Origin of the sequence: Magnetospirillum moscoviense, from assembly GCF_001650635.1 — a bacterium.
In the GTDB taxonomy this organism is placed as follows: domain Bacteria; phylum Pseudomonadota; class Alphaproteobacteria; order Rhodospirillales; family Magnetospirillaceae; genus Magnetospirillum; species Magnetospirillum moscoviense.
In genome coordinates this window covers 1-19539 of the sequence record NZ_LWQU01000119.1, presented here as the reverse complement: position 1 = coordinate 19539, position 19539 = coordinate 1, and the positions used below count along the sequence as shown (strand labels likewise).

The window sequence follows — 19539 nt, the reverse complement described above, 5'->3', positions numbered from 1 at the left end:
CATACGACCTGTGCGGTTGGTCTGATCATCGAGGGCGAACATTCAGGCTTTCATCTGTGCTTGCATACAACCTAAAAAAGATCGAATAATGGAAAATACTCACGATGATGGTCAATCATGCACGCAGAAATGTTAAAAGCCGATAAGATCGTCAGTGCGGTTCTCGCGGGTGTCGTCGAGGCTCGGCACACCTATGCCGCCTGGACCGCCAACGGAGGCTACTTCTCGTGGGCGCCTGAATATTTGATCACCGTATCTGTGGCACAGGCGGTGTGGGATTGGTGCGCCCCCCTGACGGTGTGGCCGGAATTTCCCTTGGGCGACGCCGCCCGCGATTCTGCGCCGGCTGGGCCGGGGGCGCCGGGGCGGGCCTGGTTGGACGGCAACCGCCGCGTCGATCTGCTGATCTATCGGGGCGGGTCGCGGCCGCACGCGGTGGTCGAGATCAAGCGCAATGTCGATGGCTGGGGCCGCATTTCCGGCGACCTGGACCGCATGCGGTCGTTGCTGGCCGGCGAAGGCGGGTCGTTCCAGTTGGGGGTGGTGGCCTTCAGCTGCACCTATATGGCGCCGGCCGAACCGCGCGAGCGCGAGCGGTTCGTGTCCCGCCTGCGCCGCATGGCCGAGGCGGCCGAAGCGGTGGACGAGCCGGGGTGGCGGTGTCGTCTGACCGCCGGCGGAATCAATCATGATGGCCATGAATACTGGTCGGCGGCGGCGGTGGTGATGGAACGCGCCGATCCCGAGCGGCGCCGTTCGCCAGGAAAGGCACGGTATTCCCCTTGCGAATCGCGGTCGGCGCAAGTAACTTCGCCGCCTTGATTTCTTCCTGCCAGATGGGGAATACCATGCCGTTCATCGCAGACAGGCTGTCGGCCATCAAGCCCTCTCCGACCATCGCCGTGACCCAGAAGGCCGCCGAGTTGAAGGCTGCCGGCCGCGACGTCATCGGCCTGGGCGCCGGCGAGCCCGACTTCGACACCCCCGAAAACATCAAGGCGGTGGCCAAGGCGGCCATCGATGGCGGCCAGACCAAGTATGTGGCTCCGGCCGGCACCTTGGAACTGCGCAAGGCCATCGCCGCCAAGTTCAAGCGCGAGAACGGGCTGGACTATACCGCCGACCAGGTCACCGTCGGCGTCGGCGGCAAGGGCGTGATCTTCAACGCCTTCATGGCCACCATCAATCCCGGTGACGAAGTCATCGTGCCGGCGCCCTATTGGGTGTCGTATCCGGATATCGCCCTGATGTTCGGCGGCGTCCCGGTGTTCGTGGTCGGCCCCGAGGAAAAGGGCTTCAAGCTGCAGCCCGCCGACCTGGAAAAGGCCATCACCCCCAAGACCAAGTGGCTGGTGCTGAATTCGCCGTCCAACCCGTCGGGTGCGGCCTATTCGTGGGACGAGATGAAGGCCCTGACCGATGTGCTGGTCAAGCATCCGCATGTCTATGTCATGTCGGACGACATGTACGAGCATCTGGTCTATGACGGCTTCAAGTTCTGCACCCCGGCCCAGGTCGAGCCCACGCTCTATGACCGCACGCTGACCATGAACGGCGTGTCGAAGGCCTATGCCATGACCGGCTGGCGCGTCGGCTATGCCGCCGGCCCGTTGCCGCTGATCAAGGCGATCAACATGATCCAGTCGCAGTCGGTGACCCACACCGCCTCGATCAGCCAGGCGGCGGCGGTGGAAGCCCTGAACGGCACCCAGGACTTCATCCCGAAGAACCAGGAGATCTTCAAGGCCCGCCGCGACATGGTGGTCAAGCTGCTGAACGATTGCCCCGGCATCACCTGCCGCACCCCGGAAGGCGCCTTCTACGTCTATCCGTCCTGCGCAGGCGCCATCGGCAAGAAGACCAAGGACGGCAAGGTCATCGCCAGCGACACCGACTTCGTCGGCGCCCTGCTGGAGGCCGAGGGCGTGGCGGTGGTCCAGGGCGCGGCCTTCGGCCTGGAGCCCTATTTCCGCATCTCCTACGCCACCTCGACCGAGGCGCTGACCAAGGCCTGCGAGCGTATCAAGCGCTTCTGCGAATCGCTGGTTTAAAACCCAGCCGTCGCGACCAAGGGGCGCCCCGCCGGGCGCCCCTTTTTCATGGGCGGGTGCTGGAGAAATTGTCCTTTGAAATCGGGCGCCGTCGGTTGATGATCAACCCTTGATTCAATTCGGGCGCGTCATCAATGGACCAGGGCAAGCCGAAACCGGAACAGCAGGGCGAAGGCGGTGACGCGGCCCTGTCGTTCCACCGGCTGGCCTTCGAGAACTCGTCGGCGGCGATGATCGGCGTCGATGCCGACGGTACCGTCGCGGTGGCCAACCGGGCGGCCTGCCGCCTGATTGGCGACGATCCGCGCGGCCGGGTGTTTCTGAGCTTGATCCGCGAGCAGGATCGACCGGGGCTGGACCAGACGATCGCCATCTTCCTGGCCGGCACCGACGACGTTTCCGTCCTGCGGCGCGACGCCAACGGCGTCATCCATCTTTTGCGGGGTGACGGGCAAGGATCGTTGCCGGTCGAGGTGGCGCTGTCGCGGGCCGGCCCGCGCCTGCTGGTCACCGTGCGCGACATCGGCTCGCGCATCGCGCTGCGCACCATCATCGAGAACATGCCGGGCGCCGTCACCTTGTTCGGGCCGGATCTGGAGATGCGGGCCTGCAATGCCAAGCTGCAGGCCTTGCTGGGCTTTCCCGACAGCCTGTTCGACGGTGGCCTGCCGTCGTTGGAAACCTTGCTGCGCTACAATGCCGAGCGGGGCGAATACGGCCCCGGCGACGTCGATGCCCTGGTCGCCGAGCGGCTGCGCCAGGCCAGCAATCCCGAACCCCATGTGTTTGAGCGCCGACGCACCGACGGCACCACCTTGGAAATCCGCGGCGCGCCGCTGCCGGGCGGCGGCTTCGTCACCATCTATACCGACGTCACCGCCCGCAAACGGGCCGAGGAGGCGCTGCAGGCGGCGATGGCGGAATCGGAACGGGTCCGCGTTCATCTGCATTCGGTGATCGAGCATTTGCCGCAAGGGGTGACGGTGGTCGACCCGGCGCTCGACATCGTGGTGTGGAACCAGGCCTTCGCCCGCCTGCTGGACATTCCCGCCACGGTGATGCCGCCCGGCGAGGTGGTGCCCTATGCCGACGCCATCCGCTTCGTCGCCGAACGCGGCGATTACGGCCCCGGCGATCCCGAGGACCATGTCCGCCAGCGGGTCGAGCTGGCCCGCAACCCGTCGCAACATCGGTTCGAGCGGGTCTTGCCGACCGGGCGGATCATCGAGGTGTTCGGCCGGCCGATGAGCGATGGCGGCTTCGTCACCACCTATACCGACATCACCGACATCCGCGCCTCGGCGCAGCAGTTGGAACGCACGCTGGCCCTGATGGACGAGATCATCTCGCGCTCGGTGATCGCGGTATTCGAACTGGACGGCGACGCCCGTTTCCGGTTCGCCTCGGGAATCGAACGGGTGCTGGGCTACGAAATGGGCGAGATCGACGGCCGCTCGCTCTTGGAATTCGTCGAGCCGGCGGCGCGCCCGGTGGTGATGGGCTGGCTGGCCGGCGACCTGGCCCCGGGCGAGAAGGCGGTGGCGCCGTTTCGCTGCAAGGGTGGGCGTCTGGCCTGGCTGGAACTGTCGGGCTATGGCGTCGATGGCGGTTTCCGGGGCGTCGCCACCGACATCACCGAAAAGCACCATCAGGACCTGAAGATCAAGACCCTGGTCGAGCGGCTGGAGCAATCGGCGCTGCATGACGCCCTGACCGGCCTGGCCAACCGGACCAAGTTCACCCAGCGCTTCGATATCGAATGCGACCGCCTGGTGCGGTCGGGCAAGCCGATGTCGCTTCTGGTCATCGATCTCGACCATTTCAAGACGATCAACGACACCTTCGGCCATGTGGTCGGCGATCTGGTGCTGAAGGAAACCGCCGAGGTTCTGCAGGGATCGGTGCGGGCGACCGATCTGGTGTCGCGCTTCGGCGGCGAGGAATTCGTCGTGCTGCTGCCCGAAACCGATATGGAAGGGGCGCTGACCGTGGCGGAAAGCCTGCGCGGCGCCGTGGCCGACCGCAAGATTTTGGCCCCCGGAATTGCCGAGCCTATTTCGGTCACCGGTACCTTCGGGGTGTCGTCGATGGATCGCGACGAATTGCTGGCGCTCGACGATTTCATCGACGCCGCCGATCGCGCCGCCTATCGCGGCAAACGCGCCGGCCGCAACCGGGTCTGCGCCGCCACCGACGACGCCGCCTGACCGCGGCCCAATTCAAAAAGTTGGTGGCCTGCTTATCCCCGTAATTCGCTATGCGAGTTTCGGGGGCAGGACACCAGCCGCCGGGCCGGTCGGCAGGACGCGTACCAAGCCATGACGATAGGCGCCGATGTCGGCCGCCGCCATCTCCAGGCGGGGGTGGCCGGGCGGCAGGGTCAGCCGCCGCCGGCCCAGCCGTTCCCGTCCCTCGCGCAGCAGGCGCACCAGCAGGGCCACCGGTGGCGGTGGCGGGGCGGCCGGGTCGGCGGCGGGAATGGGGCTGTCGTAACGGCGTTCAAGCGCGAGGCAATCCATGCTGCGATAGAACAATAAGTGAACAAAAAAGTCAAGCCGAAGGTGCGGGCGAAGGCCGACAGGGCGGTCAGTTCATTGGCTGGCCCACAGGATGCGGGCCATCCATGCCACCTCCTCGGTGGCGAGGCTGCGGCCGGGATGGGCGGGATTGATCGAGGCCAGCTCGATGCGCTTGGCGGTCTGGCGCAGCAATTCCTTGGCCATCACCTCGCCGGCAGTGGTGCGCACGACGACGCGGTCGCCGCGTCGGACCGAGGCGCCGGGCGAAACGATGATGGTGTCGCCGGCCCGGTACAGCGGTTCCATGCTGTCGCCCGAGACTTCCAGAGCATAGGCGTGGGCGTCGCCGATCTCGGGGAACGGGATCTCGTCCCAGCCGCCGCCGACCGGATAGCCGGCATCGTCGAAGAAGCCGCGGTCGCCGGCCTGGGCGAAGCCGATCAGCGGCACCGTGGCGGTCGGGCGCGGCTGCCGGTTGCCGCCCTCGATATAGGTGACCAGGTCGCCCAGGGTGGCGCCCGTGGCCTCAAGGGCCTTGGAAACGCTTTCGGTCGATGGCCAGCGGGGTTTGCCCTCGCGGGTGATGCGCTTGCTTTTGTTGAACGTGGTCGGGTCAAGCCCAGCCCGTCGGGCCAGGGCTGACGCGGTCAACCCATTGTCGCGGGCCAGGGCATCAATGGCCGCCCAGATATCGGCGTGCTTCAACATGGGAAGATGGTCTCGCAAATCGTGCGATCCTGCAGCAGGAAAAAAAACCTAAAACATCTTGACTCTAATCCGCTGCGCGCGCCATAAGAGTTCATCGAATGTTCTCGTCGATTGAGGGAAAGATGACGCGATTGCGCTACGTGCCGCGCCCGCTCGGGCAGGCGGATGGACAACCTTTCGGCAGTGCCGAGGAGGCCTGGATGTGGTTCGGCGCGTGCCAGTTGGCCCGGGCCGTGGGGGCGCGGTTGCAGGCGGGGCAGGGCGATGTCGCCAGGCCGTGCGATCCCGACGACATCTATCGGGCGGTGCAACGGCTTTATCGTCTGCGGCGGATTGGCGGCAGGCATCTTCGCGTTCTGGGCCGTTTCGCGGCCAGCCAGTGCCCGCCCGATCCCCGGGCCGGCGACGGCGCGGGGCAGGCCGTGCTGTGGGCCGAGGCGCTGGATTACCTGGATGTCGATCTGCGTCAGCGGGGGATCGTGGCGTGACCGCCCGGGCCTTGGTGTTCTTCGGCGATGGCGCCGGGTTGTGGTGGCTGAGATTGCTGCGGCCGGGATTTCGCCATTGCTTTGTCGCCGTCGAGGGTGCGGGGGGCTGGGTGGTGATCGATCCCTTGTCCGATCGGACCCGGGTGGCGATCGTCCCGGCGGCCAGCGCCGACGAGCTACGTCGATGGTATGAGCGACACAACTTTCAGGTTGTTTCAGCCAGAATGCATGACCCTAATGGAGTAGCAATGCCGTGGAGACCATACTCTTGCGTTGAAGAGGTCAAGCGCGTCCTGGGAATTAACGCCGGTGACATTCTCACGCCATGGCAATTATATAAGCATATTTCCCGCCATAGGAAGATTAGCCTTGATTTTAACCCGCCTTTGGCATATATCCAAAAGCGTGGTGTCCGGAAAGACCGGATTTCACCCGTCGCCCGAAGCCGGGCAGCGGAATTTTTGCGACAGCAAAAAGAACAAAACAAGACCATTCAGCATAGGAGGTTCCCATGGGTGGTTTCCTAGGTGGCTCGCCCGAGCCGCCGGCTCCGCCGCCGATGCCGGCGACGATTGATCCCGAGGTCGAGGCTCGCAAGGCCCGGCAAGATTCCATCGCCCGCAATCGGCGCGGTCGTGCCGGCATGGTCGCCGGCGACGAACGGGGAATCCTGACCCCGGTCGCCGGGCAGGGCAAAAGTCTGTTGGGGGAATGACATGACCGCACCCATCGTACCGTTGGTCGATCCGGACGACGACGCCCGCGCGTTGCTGGCCCGGTATCGCAAGGCCAAGGAACGCCGCTCGACCTGGGAGGCGCATTGGCAGGAATGCTATGACTATGCGCTGCCGCTGCGTGATGGCGCCATGCAGGCGACCAATCCCGGCGAGAAGCGCGGCGACCGGTTGTTCGACGGCACCGCCCCGGACGCCGTCGATCAGTTGGCCGCCAGCTTGCTGTCGGAACTGACGCCGCCGTGGGCGCAATGGTTCGGCCTGACCGCCGGCGCCTCGCTCGACGCCGCCGAAGCCGAACAGGCGGCCCAGGTGCTGGACCGTGTCGGCTCCGCGCTGCAGGGCCATTTCGACCGCTCGAACTTCGCCGTCGAGATGCACCAATGCTATCTGGACGTCGTCACCGGCGGCACCGCCTGTTTGCTGTTCGAGGAGGCGGCCCCGGGTGAGCCGTCGGCCTTTCGCTTTACCGCCGTGCCGCTGGCCCAGGCGGTGCTGGAGGAAGGCCCCACCGGACGACTGGATGCCACCTGGCGTCGTTCCGAGCTGACCCTGGCCCAGATCGGGGCGCGCTTTCCCGGCTATTCGGTGCCGGACAACCTGACCCGCCAGGCCAAGGACGACCCCGAGGCCAGGTTCGCGGTGGTCGAGGCGGTGATTCCCAATCCGGCCGGCACCTACGATTATGCCGCCGTGCTGGAACAAGACGGCGCCGACGAGCCTTTGCTGGCCCAGGGCCGCTTCGGCAACAGCCCCTTCATCAATTTCCGCTGGTTGAAGGCGCCCGGCGAAATCTATGGCCGTTCGCCGGTGATGAAGGCGCTGCCCGACATCAAGACCGCCAACAAGGTCGTCGAGCTGGTGCTGAAGAACGCCACCATCGCGGTGACCGGCATTTGGCAGGCCGACGATGACGGCGTGCTGAACCCGGCCAACATCAAGCTGGTGCCCGGCACCATCATCCCCAAGGCGGTGGGATCGGCCGGGTTGCAGCCCCTGGAAGCGCCCGGCCGTTTCGACATCTCGCAACTGGTGCTCGATGACATGCGGGGCCGCATCCGCCATGCCCTGCTGGTCGATAAGCTGGGCCAGCCCAACGCGCCCGGCATGACCGCCACCGAGGTCATGGAGCGTTCCGCCGAGATGGCCAGGCTGCTGGGCGCCACCTTTGGCCGCCTGCAAAGCGAGCTGCTGACGCCGTTGATCATGCGTGCCGTCCACATCCTGCGCCGGCGCGGCGAGATTCCGCCCCTGCTGATCGATGGCCACACCGTCGATTTGCAGTACCGCTCGCCCTTGGCGCAAAGCCAGGCCCAACGCGATGCCCGCAACATGCTGACCTGGCTGGGCTCGCTGGCCCAGTTGGGGCCGGCGGGCATGCAGGCGGTCGATGCCGCCGCCGCCGCCCGTTGGCTGGGCCGAGCCTTCAACGTGCCGGCCGAGTTGATCACCCGCGCCGATCTTGCCCCCGAGATGGCGGTTCCCGCCAACGAGGTGAGCCATGCCTAAGTCCGAACCCGGCTGGGGCTGGTTCGCCCCGCCGCCGCCCCCGCCCGACGAGGCGGACCGCCACGCCGTCGCCCGCGCCTTCACCCGGGCCTTCGCCGGCCCGGACGGGGCGGTGGCGCTGGATCATCTGAAGGCGCTGACCCTGGACCGTTGCCTGGGCGCCGATGCCAGCGAAGCGCAATTGCGCTGCCTGGAGGGGCAGCGCCAGCTGGTGGCGCACATTCTGAACCTGATTGAACGCGGACGTCACGAACCCGGCCTGTGAAACCACGAAAGGAGACATGTCATGTATTACGAAGATTCCCTGGAACCCGGCCCGGGCGAGGCGACCGTCCGTCCGCAATCGGTTCCCGACAAGTTCCGTGACCCCGAAACCGGCGCGGTGCGGGTCGAGGCCCTGTTGAAAGCCTATCAGGAACTGGAGCGCCGTCTGGGCGGCACGGTCCGCGTGCCCGGCGAGCAGGCCGGCGAGGAGGAGATCCGGGCGTTCCATCGCGCCGCCGGCGTGCCGGACAAGCCCGAGGATTATTGCATCGAGTGCCGGCACCCGATGCTGGAAAGCGACCCCGAGGTCAATCGTCGCCTGCACCAGGCCGGCTTCACCCCTGCCCAGGCGCAGCTGGTCTATGATCTGGCGCACGAGCGGGTGATTCCGACCTTCGAGCACATGGCCGGCGAGCACCAGGCCAGCAGCCATCTGAGCCGCCTGCGCGAGCATTTCGGCGGCGACGCCAAATGGACCGAAACCGCCCGCCAGCTGGCGGCCTGGGGCCAGGCCAACCTGCCGCCCGAGGTCTACCAGACCCTGTCCTGCTCGGCCGACGGCATCATCGCCATGCGCCACATGATGGCCTCGGGCGAGCCGGGCCTGGGGGCGCTGCCGGCCGGCCGCGATGACCAGCCCGACGAGGATGAGCTGAAGCGCATGCTGCAGGACCCGCGCTATTGGAAGAAGAAGGACCCGGCCTTCATCGAGAAGGTCTCGGCGGGCTTTCGCCGTCTGTACGGCGAATAGGGCTGCCGCCCCCCCGGACCAACCGGACCAACCGGCGTCCGGGGGGGCTCAGTCCTTTTGCTCTTCCACCTTGGCGTCTTGCAAGGTGAAGAAGAAGGTGGTGCCGATATCGGGCTTGGATTCGACCCAGATGGTTCCGCCGAAACGGGTGACGATGCGCCGGCACAAGGCCAGCCCGATGCCGGTGCCGCCGGGAAAGCGGTTCGGCTCCAGTCGCTGGAACACCCCGAAGATCTTGTCGAAATATTGCGACTCGATGCCGATGCCGTTATCGGCCACGGCGAAACGCCACATGCCGGTCGACCCGGGCTCGGCGGTGATGGATATCCGCGCCTTCCGGTCGGGGGGGTGATAGGTCAGGGCGTTCTCGATCAGGTTCTGGAACAGGCTTTCGACCTGGCGCGGCTCGGCCCTGACGGTCGGCAGCGGGCCGACGGTGATTTCGGCCCCGGCGGCGGCGATGGTCGAGCCAAGGTTGGTCTGCACCGATTGCAGGATATCGTCCAGCTTGACCTCGGACAGGACCTGCGGCGCGGTCGAGGCTCGGGCGTAATTCAACAGGTCGGGGATCATCGCCGACATGTGCTGGGCGCCGCCGACGATATAATCGATGAACTCGTCGGCATCCTCGTCCAGCCGGCCCTTGTAGCGCCGGGCCAGCAATTGGGCATAGCCACTGATGTTGCGCAGCGGTGATTGCAGATCGTGGCTGGCGACATAGGCGAACTGTTCCAGGTCGGCGTTGGACCTGGCCAGTTCCTCGGTCCGCCGCTCAAGGGTGCGCCAGGTCCGAAGTAGCCCGATGCCGCTAAAGACGGTGACCAGCAGGAAGGCGCCGGCCAGGCCGGCCAGCTTGGCCGCTTCCTTGCGCCACTCCCCGACGTAATCCTCGGTCGCCAAGCCGACAAGGGTGATCAGCGGGTAGTTGGCGATCGGCCGGTACGAGAAGGTCCGGTGAATGCCGTCGGCTCCGGCCGCCGCCTGGTAGGTGTCGCCCTCGGGCTTGGCGGTGATGCGGGCGCGGAAGGTATCGGACACCTTGGTCTGGCCGACATAGCCGGCATGGGGGACCCGCGCCAGCAGATCGAAGTCGCGGCTGGCGTCGCCGCGCATCACCACCGTCCCGCCGACGCCGACCTCGAGGCCGTTGAACTTCTGCTCGAACCAGTCGATGGTGACCGGTGCGAAGACGATTCCACCGAAGCCGCCATCGGCAAGGTCGACCCGCCGCGCGAAGATCAGCACCCATTTGTTGCTCACCCGCCCCAGAATCGGCTGGGAAATCACCAGCCCGGTGGCGGCCTTGTCGCGCAACTTCGCGAAATAGTCGCGATCCACGATGTTGATGCCGGCCGGCACACCGCCCGAACCATCGATGACCACGCCGTCGGGGCCGGCCAGCCGGACGCTGTCGGCCATGGGCAGGCGTCCCTGCAGACGGGTCAGAAACGGGGTCAGGGTGCCGGGCTCCAGCTTCGGCGAGGCCTGCCGCAAGCGTCCGATCTCGTCGATGGTGGTCAGCAGGGCCAGGTCGATGCGGTCGATGTCGCCGGCGATGCTTTGCGCGACCAGGCGGTTGGTGTTGCGAGAGGTGATCTCGGCCCGATCCTGGTGTTGGCGACGGCTATTGTCGAGTGACACCCAGATCAACGCCAGGACCGACAGGTTGACGAACACCAAGAGGGCGACGATCGGCCATTTCGTTGCCACGAATCGCAAGGCGTTCAACAGCACCCCCCGCATGGTTCCCTGCATCTTCGATGTCACAATACCCGAAGCCGGGATCGAGGAGAACAGGGTGCCGACGCGGTCCGGACCTTTTCCGGGGTTAGGCTAGGCAGGCCTAGCCGAAGGGTTTATATTTTTCCGGCATTGGGAGGAAGTGGTGGTCGAGACTCGCAGCATCAGAGCTGAATTGCTCGTATTGTTGACGGCAGCCACCATCCCGCTTTTTGCGCTGCTGGCCTACGCGATCTATTCCAGCGCGGCCACCAGCGTCGCCCTGGCGAAATCGACGGCGCGCAACCTGGCCAAGATCACCGCGTCCGACACCGATCGGATCATCCGTACCAACCGCGAGGCCCTGGCGCGGATCGCGCTGCGTCCGATGATCCGCACCGCCGCCCTGGGGCATTGCGACGATTTCCTGAACGATTTCCACGCCGTCTTCCCGGTCTTCGCCAATGCCACGGTGATCGATCCGACCGGGCTCGCGGTCTGCTCGGCGGTGGCACAGCCGGGCGGCAAGCCGGTCAATGTCGCCAAGGCCGCATGGTTCCAGCGGGCCCAGGCCAGCCAGGATTTCGTCGTCGGCCGGCCCTTCCTGGGGCCGATCACCGGCCGCTGGGTGTCGGTGCTGATCTCGCCGATACGGGGCGAGCGGGGCGATATCAGCGGCTATCTGGGCTTTCCCATCGACCTGGCGGCCTATCGGCCCAGCGTCTCCCAGGCCGACCTGGGGGAATACGTCACCGTCGGCATCCTCGATGACCAGAGCACTTTGATCTGGCGAAACATCGATCCCGAGAATTGGGTCGGCAAGAACCTGGCCCATATGTCGGCCTCGCGGCGCATGATGGCCGGCGAGCGTGAATTCACCGAGACCGGCGTCGATGGAATCGAGCGGGTCTATTTCGTCGAGAGTTTGACCGAGGCCGATTGGCACGTCTTCGTCGGCATGCCCAAGCACACCCTGTACCAAGGCGCCATCCGCAGTGGCCTGATCAACGCAGGAATCGGCATCGTGGTGTTGGTGCTGGTGCTGGCGCTGGCGGCCAGGATCGGGCATCGGATCAGTTCGCCGATGCGCAAGCTGGCCCAGGTCGCCGCCGGCATCAAGCACGGCGACGTGGCGCTGCGGGCCACCCTTGCGGGGCCGCGCGAACTGGTCGAGGTCGCCCGCGAATTCAACGCGATGATCGAGGTTCGCGAGGACCAGCGTCGGCGCATGAGCGAGCGCGAAGAAGCCTTGCGCCAATCCAACGCCGAACTGGAACGCTTCGCCTATGTCGCCTCGCACGATCTGCAGACGCCGCTGCGCAATATCGCCAGCTACAGCCAGTTGCTGGAGCGGCGCTACAAGGGCCGGCTGGACCAGGACGCCGACCAGTTCATCGATTTCATCGTCGATGGCGCCAAGCATATGTCGCGGCTGATCAACGACCTGCTGTCCTATTCGCGCATCACCAGCCAGGGCCGCCCGCTGGTGCCGGTATCGGCGCATCAGGCGGCCGCCCTGGCGCTGGCCGACCTGCAACTGGTCATCGCCGAGGCCGGCGGCCAGGTCGAGCTGGCGCCGTTGCCCGAGGTCCTGGCCGACGAGCCACAATTGGTCAGCCTGTTCCAGAACCTGATCGGCAACGCCATCAAGTATCGCGCGGCTGGCCGCCCGCCGGTGGTGCGTATTTCGGTCGGCGACCATTCGGCCTCTCACTGGATATTCATGGTCGCCGATAACGGGATCGGGATCGAAAGCCAGTATTTCGGCAAGATCTTCGAGCTGTTCCAGCGTCTGTCGCCGTCCGGCGACGTCGATGGCACCGGCATCGGCCTGGCCCTGTGCCAGCGCCTGGTGACCCGGTTCGGCGGCACGATCGGCGTGGACTCGATTCCCGGCCAGGGCAGCACCTTCTGGTTCACTCTGCTGAAGGTGGGCGATCCCCGCTGATCGATCCCGCATCGCGCAGGGTGAAATGAAAGGTCGAGCCCTCGCCGGGTTGGGAATCGACCCAGATGCTGCCGCCGAAGCGGGTGACGATGCGCCGGCACAAGGTCAGGCCGATGCCGGTGCCTTCGGCCTTGGCGGTCGGGTCGAGACGCTGGAAGATCTCGAAGATCTTGTCATGGTACTGGGGCGGGATGCCGATGCCGTTGTCGGCGACCGAGAAGCACCAGTGGGTTGGGCTGATGGGCGCGGCGGTCACGTCGATCTTCACCGGGCGGTCGGCGCTGCGATACTTGATGGCGTTGCCGAGCAGGTTCTGGAACAGGCTGACCAGCCGGGTCTGGTCGGCGATCACCCGCGGCAATTCGCCGACATGGATGGTCGCGCCGGTCTTTTCGATGTCGGTGCGAAGATGCCTGAGCGCCATGTCCACCGCAGCGCGGGCCGACACCGGCAGAAGCGGCTTGGCCTGGCTGGTGACGCGCGAATATTCCAGCAAATCGTTGATCAGCCGCGACATCTGCTTGGAATTATCGACGATGAAGGTGATGAAGTCGTCGGCGTCCTTGTCAATCTGTCCCTTGTAGCGCCGCTCCAGCAACTGGGTGTAGCCGACGATGTTGCGCAACGGTGTCTGCAGATCGTGCGAGGCGACATAGGCGAACTGTTCCAGGTCGGTGTTGGATTGCGCCAGTTGGTGGGTCCGCTCCTGCAATTCGGCCTTGGTTCGCTCCAGCACCTCGATCTGCTGGCGCATGTCGTTGGTGTGCACGATCATGCTGCCGGTCAGCGGCCGCAGCACCAGCATCAGGCCGACCACTCCGAACAGCGCCAGCAACAGGGCCGACAGCGTCACCACCAGCACCAGCCGATCGACCGAGGCGGTGGCCTGGGCGGCGCTGGTGCGCATCACCATCACCCACTCGGCGCTGGGGAGCGCGGCCGACACCAGGATCGGGTCGCCGGTGGAATCGACGGCGGGCGAGGCGCCGGTGACGGCGGTGGCGGCGGCGCGCGAGACCGGATCGTCCTCGGGCAGGCTCATGCCCGGCTGGATCGGGCTTTGTCCGAAGGGGATCAGCACGCGGGGCGGCTGCTGCCTGCCGAGGATGGCGATGTCCCCGGTATCGCCCAGGCTTTGGCCGTCGCGCAGGATGTTCAGCAGGCGCTGGGCGTTGATCAGCAGCAGGTCCGAGCCGATGCGCTCGCCGGCCCGGCTGAACAAGGGGGCGCCCACCACCAGATGCGGCACGCCGTCGATCATCTCCGGAGGCGACAAGGTCGGCCCGCGGCTATCGGCGGCGGGAACCGCGCCGCGCGGCCAGGTGAAAGCCTTGCCGACCGCTACCACCAACTGGTTTTGGGCGTCCAGCCGGGCGATCCCTTGCAACTCGGTCGACAGACCCAGCGAATCTTGCAGCTTGTCCCGGGTGAAGTCCGCCAGGGCCTCGCGGGTCATGCGGCCCTCGTGAAAGTCGACCAGTTTGTCGCGGATGACGGTGCGGCTGGTGACCTGCTGCGCCAGCATGCGCCCGCGCGACAGGAATTCCTCGGCCGCCATCACCTTCAGCTCGACGACGTGGCTGAGCGAGGCGTAGCTGCCAGCCCGAAGCGTCAGGGCCAGAGGTCCGACGCTGGCACCGGCGACCACCAGGCAGATGGCGGTCATCACCACGGCCGAATAGAGCGCGATGGAACGGCGTAGCCGCTCCGCATTGACCTCGGTCAGGCCAACCTCCCCGAATATGAATAATCGGGAATGTTATGCGAATCGGCCGCGTAAGTGAACGGGATTTAACCAGCGGGGCCGGGAATTGTCGGGGGTGTCCCCCCGGCGTGCCCCCCCCCCGGCATGCCCATGCCCCGCTGGCCGTGATCGGGTCAGGCGATTTCGGCGTACTTGCCGGCCTTGGCGCCACAGACCGGGCACTTTTCGGGGGCGTCGCCGATCTCGGTGTGGCCGCAGATGCCGCAGACATGGATGGCCGCCTCGGGCAGGTCGCGGCCGGCTTCCACCGCCGCCAGCGCCGCCTCGAACAGACCGTGATGGATCATCTCGACCTCCATGGCGTTGCGCATGGACACCATGGCGGCGCGCGCGCCTTCGGCCTCGGCGGTGGCGATGAAGCCCGGATACATCTCCTCGAACTCGTGCTTTTCGCCGGAAATGGCCTCGCGCAGGTTCTCGGCGGTGGCCTTGATGCCGCCCATGGCGCGCAGATGGGCGTGGGCGTGGATGGTCTCGGCCGCCGCTACCGCGCGGAACAGCTTGGCGATTTCGGGCAGGCCGTCCTTGGCCGCGGCCTCGGCGAAGGCCAGATACTTGCGGTTGGCTTGGCTTTCGCCAGCGAAGGCCTGGGCCAGGTTGTCATTGGTGGTCATGGGATTGCCTTGGTCGGTGGATTGCCGGGCGATCCTACCCCAGGCGTCCCGCTTGGTGAACATGGATCGCCGACGCGCTATGCTGTCCGACCCGATGCGGAGACGAGAGCCATGACCTGTAAAATCTGCGGTGCGCCGACCGAAGGACACGACCATTGCGGCGAACCCTGCCGGCTCAAGCTTGAATGCCTGCGCATCGCCTGGGACCGCGCCGCCCGCATGGTCGGGGTCAACGGCTATTACGACCGTCGTTACCGCGAGCATATGCGCGATCACAACAGCCGCGGCGCCAAGGTCATGCACAAGGAATGGGAAGCGGCCAAGGCCCGGCTGGGCGAGCGGCCGTGATGCCTTCGCATGGCGGGTTTGGGCGGCGAAAGACGGGGCTTACACCTCGTCGTTCATGTTCAGCGTGGGCGCCGGCTCTTCCTTGTTGATCACGCCGCCCAGGCGCAGGCCCGGGACCGGGATGTCGGCGACGAAGCGGGTGTTGACCAGATCGGTGCGGGCCTTGGTCAGGGCCAACTGGGTCAGGATCAGCGCCACCAGATTGGCGACGAACAGCGCGCCGGCCGGCAGCAACGCCGCCTTGGACAGCGCGCCGAACAACGGGATGGCGAACAGCGCCGGCACGGCGGCGAACATGCAGGCGTCGCGCCAGCGCTTGGCCTTGACCATCCGGGCCGCTCGCCAGGCGGCCGGCGATTTCAGCACCAGCTTGGTGCCGGCCTGGGCCACCAGTTGGGCGGCATAGCCGGCATAGGGGGCTGGCAGGTCCTTGAACTTGCCGATCAGGTAAAGCCCGTCAGCCGACGGCGTGAACGGGACGTGAAGCGCGTTGATCGGCCATTTCCCACGCGGCACATGCGGGCCGATGATCTTGAACACTTCGATCGAGAACGCCGTGTTGGCGTTCAGCACATAGACGTCAATACCGCTCACGTCCGCCCCCGCCTGGTGTGGTGATTCCAAAGCTCACGTCATCATGCGGATTTCGGAAACACCACACAATTCAATGAATGAACCTCAATAGACGCCAGCGGCGTTCAACGCCGCCGCATATTTACGATCCTCGATCAGGATGTGGGTCACGATCCAATCGTGCAGGAACTCCAGGACTTCGACGGCCTGGACCGGCTCGCGCGCGATCCGCTCCTCCAGTTCCAGGACTTGTTTCGTCAGCTTGACGTGGCGCTGCTTGTGTTCCGGCGTGTCGCCATAGCCGTAGCGCTGCATCAGGGCTTCTTCCTCGGCGAAGTGATACTTGGTGTAGGTGATCAGGAAGTCCAGCGCGGCGGCGACCTCTTCCCGGCTGCGTTCGCTTTCGACCGCGTCCAACAGGTGGTTGGCGGTGGCGAACAGCCGGCGGTGCTGGGCGTCGATTTGCTGGATGTTGATGCTGTATTCGTCGTTCCAGGCCAGCACGGTGCGGCCGGCCTGCGACACCGACGATTCCTGGCGGTTGCGCCGTTCGAAGGTCTCGAACAATTTCCAGCGGACGTTGGGGATGGCGCCCAACAGGTTGGCGGGGATCGAATGGATCTCGGTCGGTTCCTCGGTGCGCAGGCGGGCGATGCCGGGGGCGTCGAACACGGCGGCCTCCTCGCCGAAGAACTCGCCCTCGCCCAGGGTCTCGATCACCTCGCCGCCCAGCACGCGGCTGACCCGGCCCGAGCGGATCAGGCCGACCGCGCGCTCGTTGTGGTCGATGAAGCTGCCGGCCTCGTAGACCCGGCGCCGCATCGATTTGGTCAGGGCGTTCAAGGTGCCGGTCGAGACCACGCCGCCCAGCAGCCAGGTGCGCGACAGGAACTCGCGGCCCTCCATCAGGGTGGAAATGCCGCTGAACAATTGGTGGCGCAGGACGAAGGTGGTGTAGACGTCGCAGGGGATTTCCAGGACCTGGACGAAGCTGACGGCGCGGCAGGTTTCGGCCGCCGGCAGGCCGTGCAGGCCGGTCATCTCGCCCAGAAGGGCGCCGGCCGACAGGGCGGCGCGGGCCTCGCCGTCCTCGTCCAGCATCTCGACCTGGCCGGTCAGCAGCAGATAGATGCAATCCTGCGGCTGGGCGCTCTTGTAGATGATGGTCTCGGGATTGAACATGCGCATCGGGCCGTTCAGGATGGCCTCGATGTGGTCGGGGTTGACCTGCGGGAAATAGGCGGTCAGCAGCTTGAAGGCGGTGCGGCCCAGGAAGTCGCGGTGCGCCGAGATCAGCACATCGACGGTGCCGAAACTGGCGCCCGAGCCGATGCGCTTTTGTTCCGGCGTCAGGGCCTGGGCGGTGTGGGCCAGCAAGATCTTGCCCGACGTGTCGGCGATGAAGTCGGTGGCGACGCCGTGGATCAGGCCGCCGCCGATATCGACCTTCTTGATGTCGGCCGGTTCGTGGTAATTGGCGACCACCTGGTCGAAGGCCGCCTGCGACAGGCCGGGCTTGGTTTCGTCGTCGGTGACGAAGCCCTTCAGCACCGACAGGCTGACCAGGTCGGCGTAATGGGCATAGGTCCTCAGGCCGCCGGCCCCCATGGCGCGAAACTGGAAGATGGTGTTCTCGACCGGATGCGGCGAGAACAGCGGCTTGACATCCATGCCGTCGATGTCGTTCCACTGCCCCAGCACCAGATCGTGGACATCGAAATATTCGTGGAACTCGCTTTCCTCGATGGACAGCAGCGCCGACAGCTTCTTCGCCACCGAATGGCGCACCATCGGCACGGCGAAATACTTGATGCGGTGATCGGCCTGCATCAGCGAGGTCAGGCCGGCGAAATGGTCGTCATGGCCGTGGGTGTGGAAGATACCCTCGATCTCGTTGATGCCGATGCCCAGGGCGGTCAGGCTGTGATCCAGGTTCGGCCCGGCATCGACCAGGTAGACCCGGCCCTGGAACACCACCACCGATCCCATGCTGGGGCGGCGGATGTCCCAGCCATCGCCCTCACCCAGATGGACCACGGCGAAATAGTCGCGGCGGAACTGGAAGCTGCCCAGCGGATAGGGGCAATCGTGGCTGCGGTGCGGAGCAAGGTTCAGATCGATCGTGGCGGTCTCATCGCCATAGCTCACCTCGAAGACGTTTAAGGTGACGCGGCGGATGGTGACGCCATTCTTGATCTCCATCGGGCGGTCGCCGAGGATCAGGCCGTTCAGCAATTCGCGCGGATGCTGGATGCGGCCGAAGGCGAACTTCAGCTTCAGGCGCATCATCTCGCGGGCCTGGTCGGCGGGCACGCCGGCCTCCATCAGCTCCAGGTCGGAAATCAGGCCGTAATTGCCGCGATAGATGTATTGCATCTGCGCTTCGACCTGCTCGCGCCGGCCGATCAGGATCGGCTTGGCCCCCGAATTGTTGGGGTGGCCGGGCAGCAGCAGGCCCTGGCGATAGAACATCTGCAGGACGGGGAATTCGGCCAGGTTGCACACCTCGCCGTTCTGGACCATGACGTCCGACAGCAAGATGGCGTTGGGGCCGGTCTCGCACATCACGCCGCCGACATTGATCGGCCGGATCAGGCCGCGCCGCATCAGGTGCTTGACCGAATCGGCCGGGCATCCGCACAGGATGCGCAGATCGGCATCGGGGACCGCCAGCCAGATGATTCCCGGTTCGATCTCGATGGTGACGATGCTGGCCATGCCGGCGGCTCCCTTTCTTCCCCGACCTCGAGTCTAGCGCATGAAACGAGGCGGGGAAACTGGGACGTGCAAGGCGAGTTTCAGCAGTTCCAGACGACGTAGCCCTGGGTGGTAACTCCGGCCTGGGCCAAGGCCGTCTGCGCGTCGGTATAAAGCGAGGCGGTGACGATGCTGGGGATCACCGCCGCCTTGGCCGTGGCATAGCTTTGCCAGGTCACGCCGGCAGTGGTCTCCCAATCGTTGGTGGCTTCGGTGCCGTTGGTGTAAAGCTGCGGCGACAGGAAGTCGATATTGCCGTCCTGGAAGAAGCCGGCCATCAATTGGGCGGCATCGGGAATGCCATAGGGCGCCGAATGGCTGACGGTGACCAGCACCTTCAGGCCGGCAGCCTTGGCGGCGGCGAAGGATTGCGCGAACAGGGCCGCCAGGCCGCCGTCACCTTCCTCGATGTCATAGGCGAGGCCCTGGTAGCCGGAAAAGCTGCCGGCAGCGATGGCCGCATTGGTCGCTTGCAGCGAGGCTGCGGTGATGTGGCCGGTGTCTTTGCCGCCGCCCAGGCTGAGATACTTCGTTCCCACCAGATCATCGACCACGGCGGCGCTATCGGCCAGCGCCCGGGTGGGATCGGGCCAGCCGCTGAAGGCGATGCCCAGGGTGGCGCCGGCCGGCGGTGTGGCGTCCTCCCAGGTTCGCGCCCAATAGCCGATATTGGGGGCGGCGACCAGGGGCGGCGGGGGGGCTGGGGGGATGAGGCATAGGCGTTAACATAGCCTGGACAGGCGGGCGTGAGCGTGATTCAAGATGGAATGACTCATCCATCATGCCCCCCT

The 19539-nt window shown here is 65.8% G+C and carries 19 protein-coding genes; 11 read left to right on the top strand and 8 right to left on the bottom strand.

Annotated elements, in window-relative coordinates:
• The first annotated feature begins 129 nt into the window (after positions 1-129).
• The 3 genes from A6A05_RS06080 to A6A05_RS06070 all read left to right on the top strand — a co-directional run bounded on the left by A6A05_RS06080 (position 130) and on the right by A6A05_RS06070 (position 4258).
• Positions 130-822, top strand: coding sequence for a hypothetical protein (locus tag A6A05_RS06080; RefSeq protein WP_068498456.1), 693 nt, complete (start codon positions 130-132; stop codon positions 820-822).
• A gap of 26 nt (positions 823-848) precedes the next feature.
• Positions 849-2051, top strand: a complete 1203-nt coding sequence (locus A6A05_RS06075) for a pyridoxal phosphate-dependent aminotransferase (protein WP_068498455.1) — start codon at positions 849-851, stop codon at positions 2049-2051.
• A gap of 134 nt (positions 2052-2185) precedes the next feature.
• Complete coding sequence (locus tag A6A05_RS06070) at positions 2186-4258, top strand: PAS-domain containing protein (RefSeq protein ID WP_068498453.1); 2073 nt, start codon at positions 2186-2188, stop codon at positions 4256-4258.
• 48 nt (positions 4259-4306) lie between these two features.
• Here A6A05_RS06070 and A6A05_RS06065 read toward each other — a convergent pair whose 3' ends face one another.
• Together A6A05_RS06065 and A6A05_RS06060 are read right to left on the bottom strand one after the other, a co-directional pair.
• Positions 4307-4570 carry a hypothetical protein gene (locus tag A6A05_RS06065; protein WP_068498451.1) on the bottom strand — a complete coding sequence of 88 codons (264 nt, stop codon included), beginning with the start codon at positions 4568-4570 and terminating at the stop codon, positions 4307-4309.
• A gap of 72 nt (positions 4571-4642) precedes the next feature.
• Positions 4643-5278, bottom strand: coding sequence for a S24 family peptidase (locus A6A05_RS06060; protein WP_068498448.1), 636 nt, complete (start codon positions 5276-5278; stop codon positions 4643-4645).
• A 98-nt stretch (positions 5279-5376) separates the two neighbouring features.
• Here A6A05_RS06060 and A6A05_RS06055 point away from each other — a divergent pair, with 98 nt between their 5' ends.
• Genes A6A05_RS06055 through A6A05_RS06035 form a run of 6 tightly spaced genes read left to right on the top strand, consistent with a single transcriptional unit; the run spans position 5377 to position 9024 of the window.
• Entirely contained in the window at positions 5377-5766 is a 390-nt protein-coding gene (locus A6A05_RS06055) for a hypothetical protein (protein WP_245644209.1), read from the top strand.
• Positions 5763-6293 (top strand): hypothetical protein, encoded by a 531-nt coding sequence (locus tag A6A05_RS20710; RefSeq protein WP_156520929.1) that lies wholly within the window; start codon positions 5763-5765, stop codon positions 6291-6293. The genes A6A05_RS06055 and A6A05_RS20710 overlap by 4 nt, the downstream gene beginning before the upstream one ends.
• Positions 6278-6481 (top strand): hypothetical protein, encoded by a 204-nt coding sequence (locus A6A05_RS20705; RefSeq protein ID WP_068498446.1) that lies wholly within the window; start codon positions 6278-6280, stop codon positions 6479-6481. Before A6A05_RS20710 ends, A6A05_RS20705 begins: the two co-directional genes overlap by 16 nt.
• Before the next feature lies 1 nt (position 6482).
• Positions 6483-8009, top strand: a complete 1527-nt coding sequence (locus A6A05_RS06045; protein ID WP_068498444.1) for a portal protein — start codon at positions 6483-6485, stop codon at positions 8007-8009.
• Positions 8002-8274, top strand: a complete 273-nt coding sequence (locus A6A05_RS06040) for a Bbp19 family protein (protein ID WP_068498442.1) — start codon at positions 8002-8004, stop codon at positions 8272-8274. The genes A6A05_RS06045 and A6A05_RS06040 overlap by 8 nt, the downstream gene beginning before the upstream one ends.
• A gap of 21 nt (positions 8275-8295) precedes the next feature.
• Positions 8296-9024 (top strand): capsid assembly protein, encoded by a 729-nt coding sequence (locus A6A05_RS06035; RefSeq protein ID WP_068498440.1) that lies wholly within the window; start codon positions 8296-8298, stop codon positions 9022-9024.
• Positions 9025-9072: 48 nt separating this feature from the next.
• On the opposite strand, the gene A6A05_RS06030 is transcribed toward A6A05_RS06035, so the two are convergent.
• Positions 9073-10767 carry a sensor histidine kinase gene (locus A6A05_RS06030; protein ID WP_068498518.1) on the bottom strand — a complete coding sequence of 565 codons (1695 nt, stop codon included), beginning with the start codon at positions 10765-10767 and terminating at the stop codon, positions 9073-9075.
• A gap of 172 nt (positions 10768-10939) precedes the next feature.
• Here A6A05_RS06030 and A6A05_RS06025 point away from each other — a divergent pair, with 172 nt between their 5' ends.
• Entirely contained in the window at positions 10940-12691 is a 1752-nt protein-coding gene (locus A6A05_RS06025) for an ATP-binding protein (RefSeq protein WP_156520928.1), read from the top strand.
• On the opposite strand, the gene A6A05_RS21725 is transcribed toward A6A05_RS06025, so the two are convergent.
• Together A6A05_RS21725 and A6A05_RS06015 are read right to left on the bottom strand one after the other, a co-directional pair.
• Positions 12660-14357 (bottom strand): sensor histidine kinase, encoded by a 1698-nt coding sequence (locus tag A6A05_RS21725; RefSeq protein ID WP_068498436.1) that lies wholly within the window; start codon positions 14355-14357, stop codon positions 12660-12662. The two genes, A6A05_RS06025 and A6A05_RS21725, sit on opposite strands and share 32 nt — an antisense overlap.
• A 212-nt stretch (positions 14358-14569) precedes the next feature.
• Positions 14570-15070: a rubrerythrin family protein gene (locus A6A05_RS06015; protein ID WP_068498516.1), complete on the bottom strand. Its 501-nt coding sequence runs from the start codon at positions 15068-15070 to the stop codon at positions 14570-14572.
• Positions 15071-15181: 111 nt separating this feature from the next.
• On the opposite strand from A6A05_RS06015, the gene A6A05_RS06010 reads away from it, so the two are divergent.
• The gene (locus tag A6A05_RS06010) at positions 15182-15418 is read left to right on the top strand and encodes a hypothetical protein (RefSeq protein WP_068498434.1); all 237 of its coding nucleotides are present in this window, start codon (positions 15182-15184) and stop codon (positions 15416-15418) included.
• Positions 15419-15457: 39 nt separating this feature from the next.
• Here the strand turns inward: A6A05_RS06010 and A6A05_RS06005 are convergent, their stop codons facing one another.
• The 3 genes from A6A05_RS06005 to A6A05_RS05995 all read right to left on the bottom strand — a co-directional run bounded on the left by A6A05_RS06005 (position 15458) and on the right by A6A05_RS05995 (position 19302).
• Positions 15458-16012 carry a hypothetical protein gene (locus A6A05_RS06005; RefSeq protein WP_082910737.1) on the bottom strand — a complete coding sequence of 185 codons (555 nt, stop codon included), beginning with the start codon at positions 16010-16012 and terminating at the stop codon, positions 15458-15460.
• Between the two features lie 84 nt (positions 16013-16096).
• Positions 16097-18709: a bacteriohemerythrin gene (locus A6A05_RS06000; RefSeq protein ID WP_068498431.1), complete on the bottom strand. Its 2613-nt coding sequence runs from the start codon at positions 18707-18709 to the stop codon at positions 16097-16099.
• A gap of 80 nt (positions 18710-18789) precedes the next feature.
• Positions 18790-19302 carry a hypothetical protein gene (locus A6A05_RS05995; RefSeq protein WP_068498430.1) on the bottom strand — a complete coding sequence of 171 codons (513 nt, stop codon included), beginning with the start codon at positions 19300-19302 and terminating at the stop codon, positions 18790-18792.
• Positions 19303-19539: the final 237 nt, after the last annotated feature.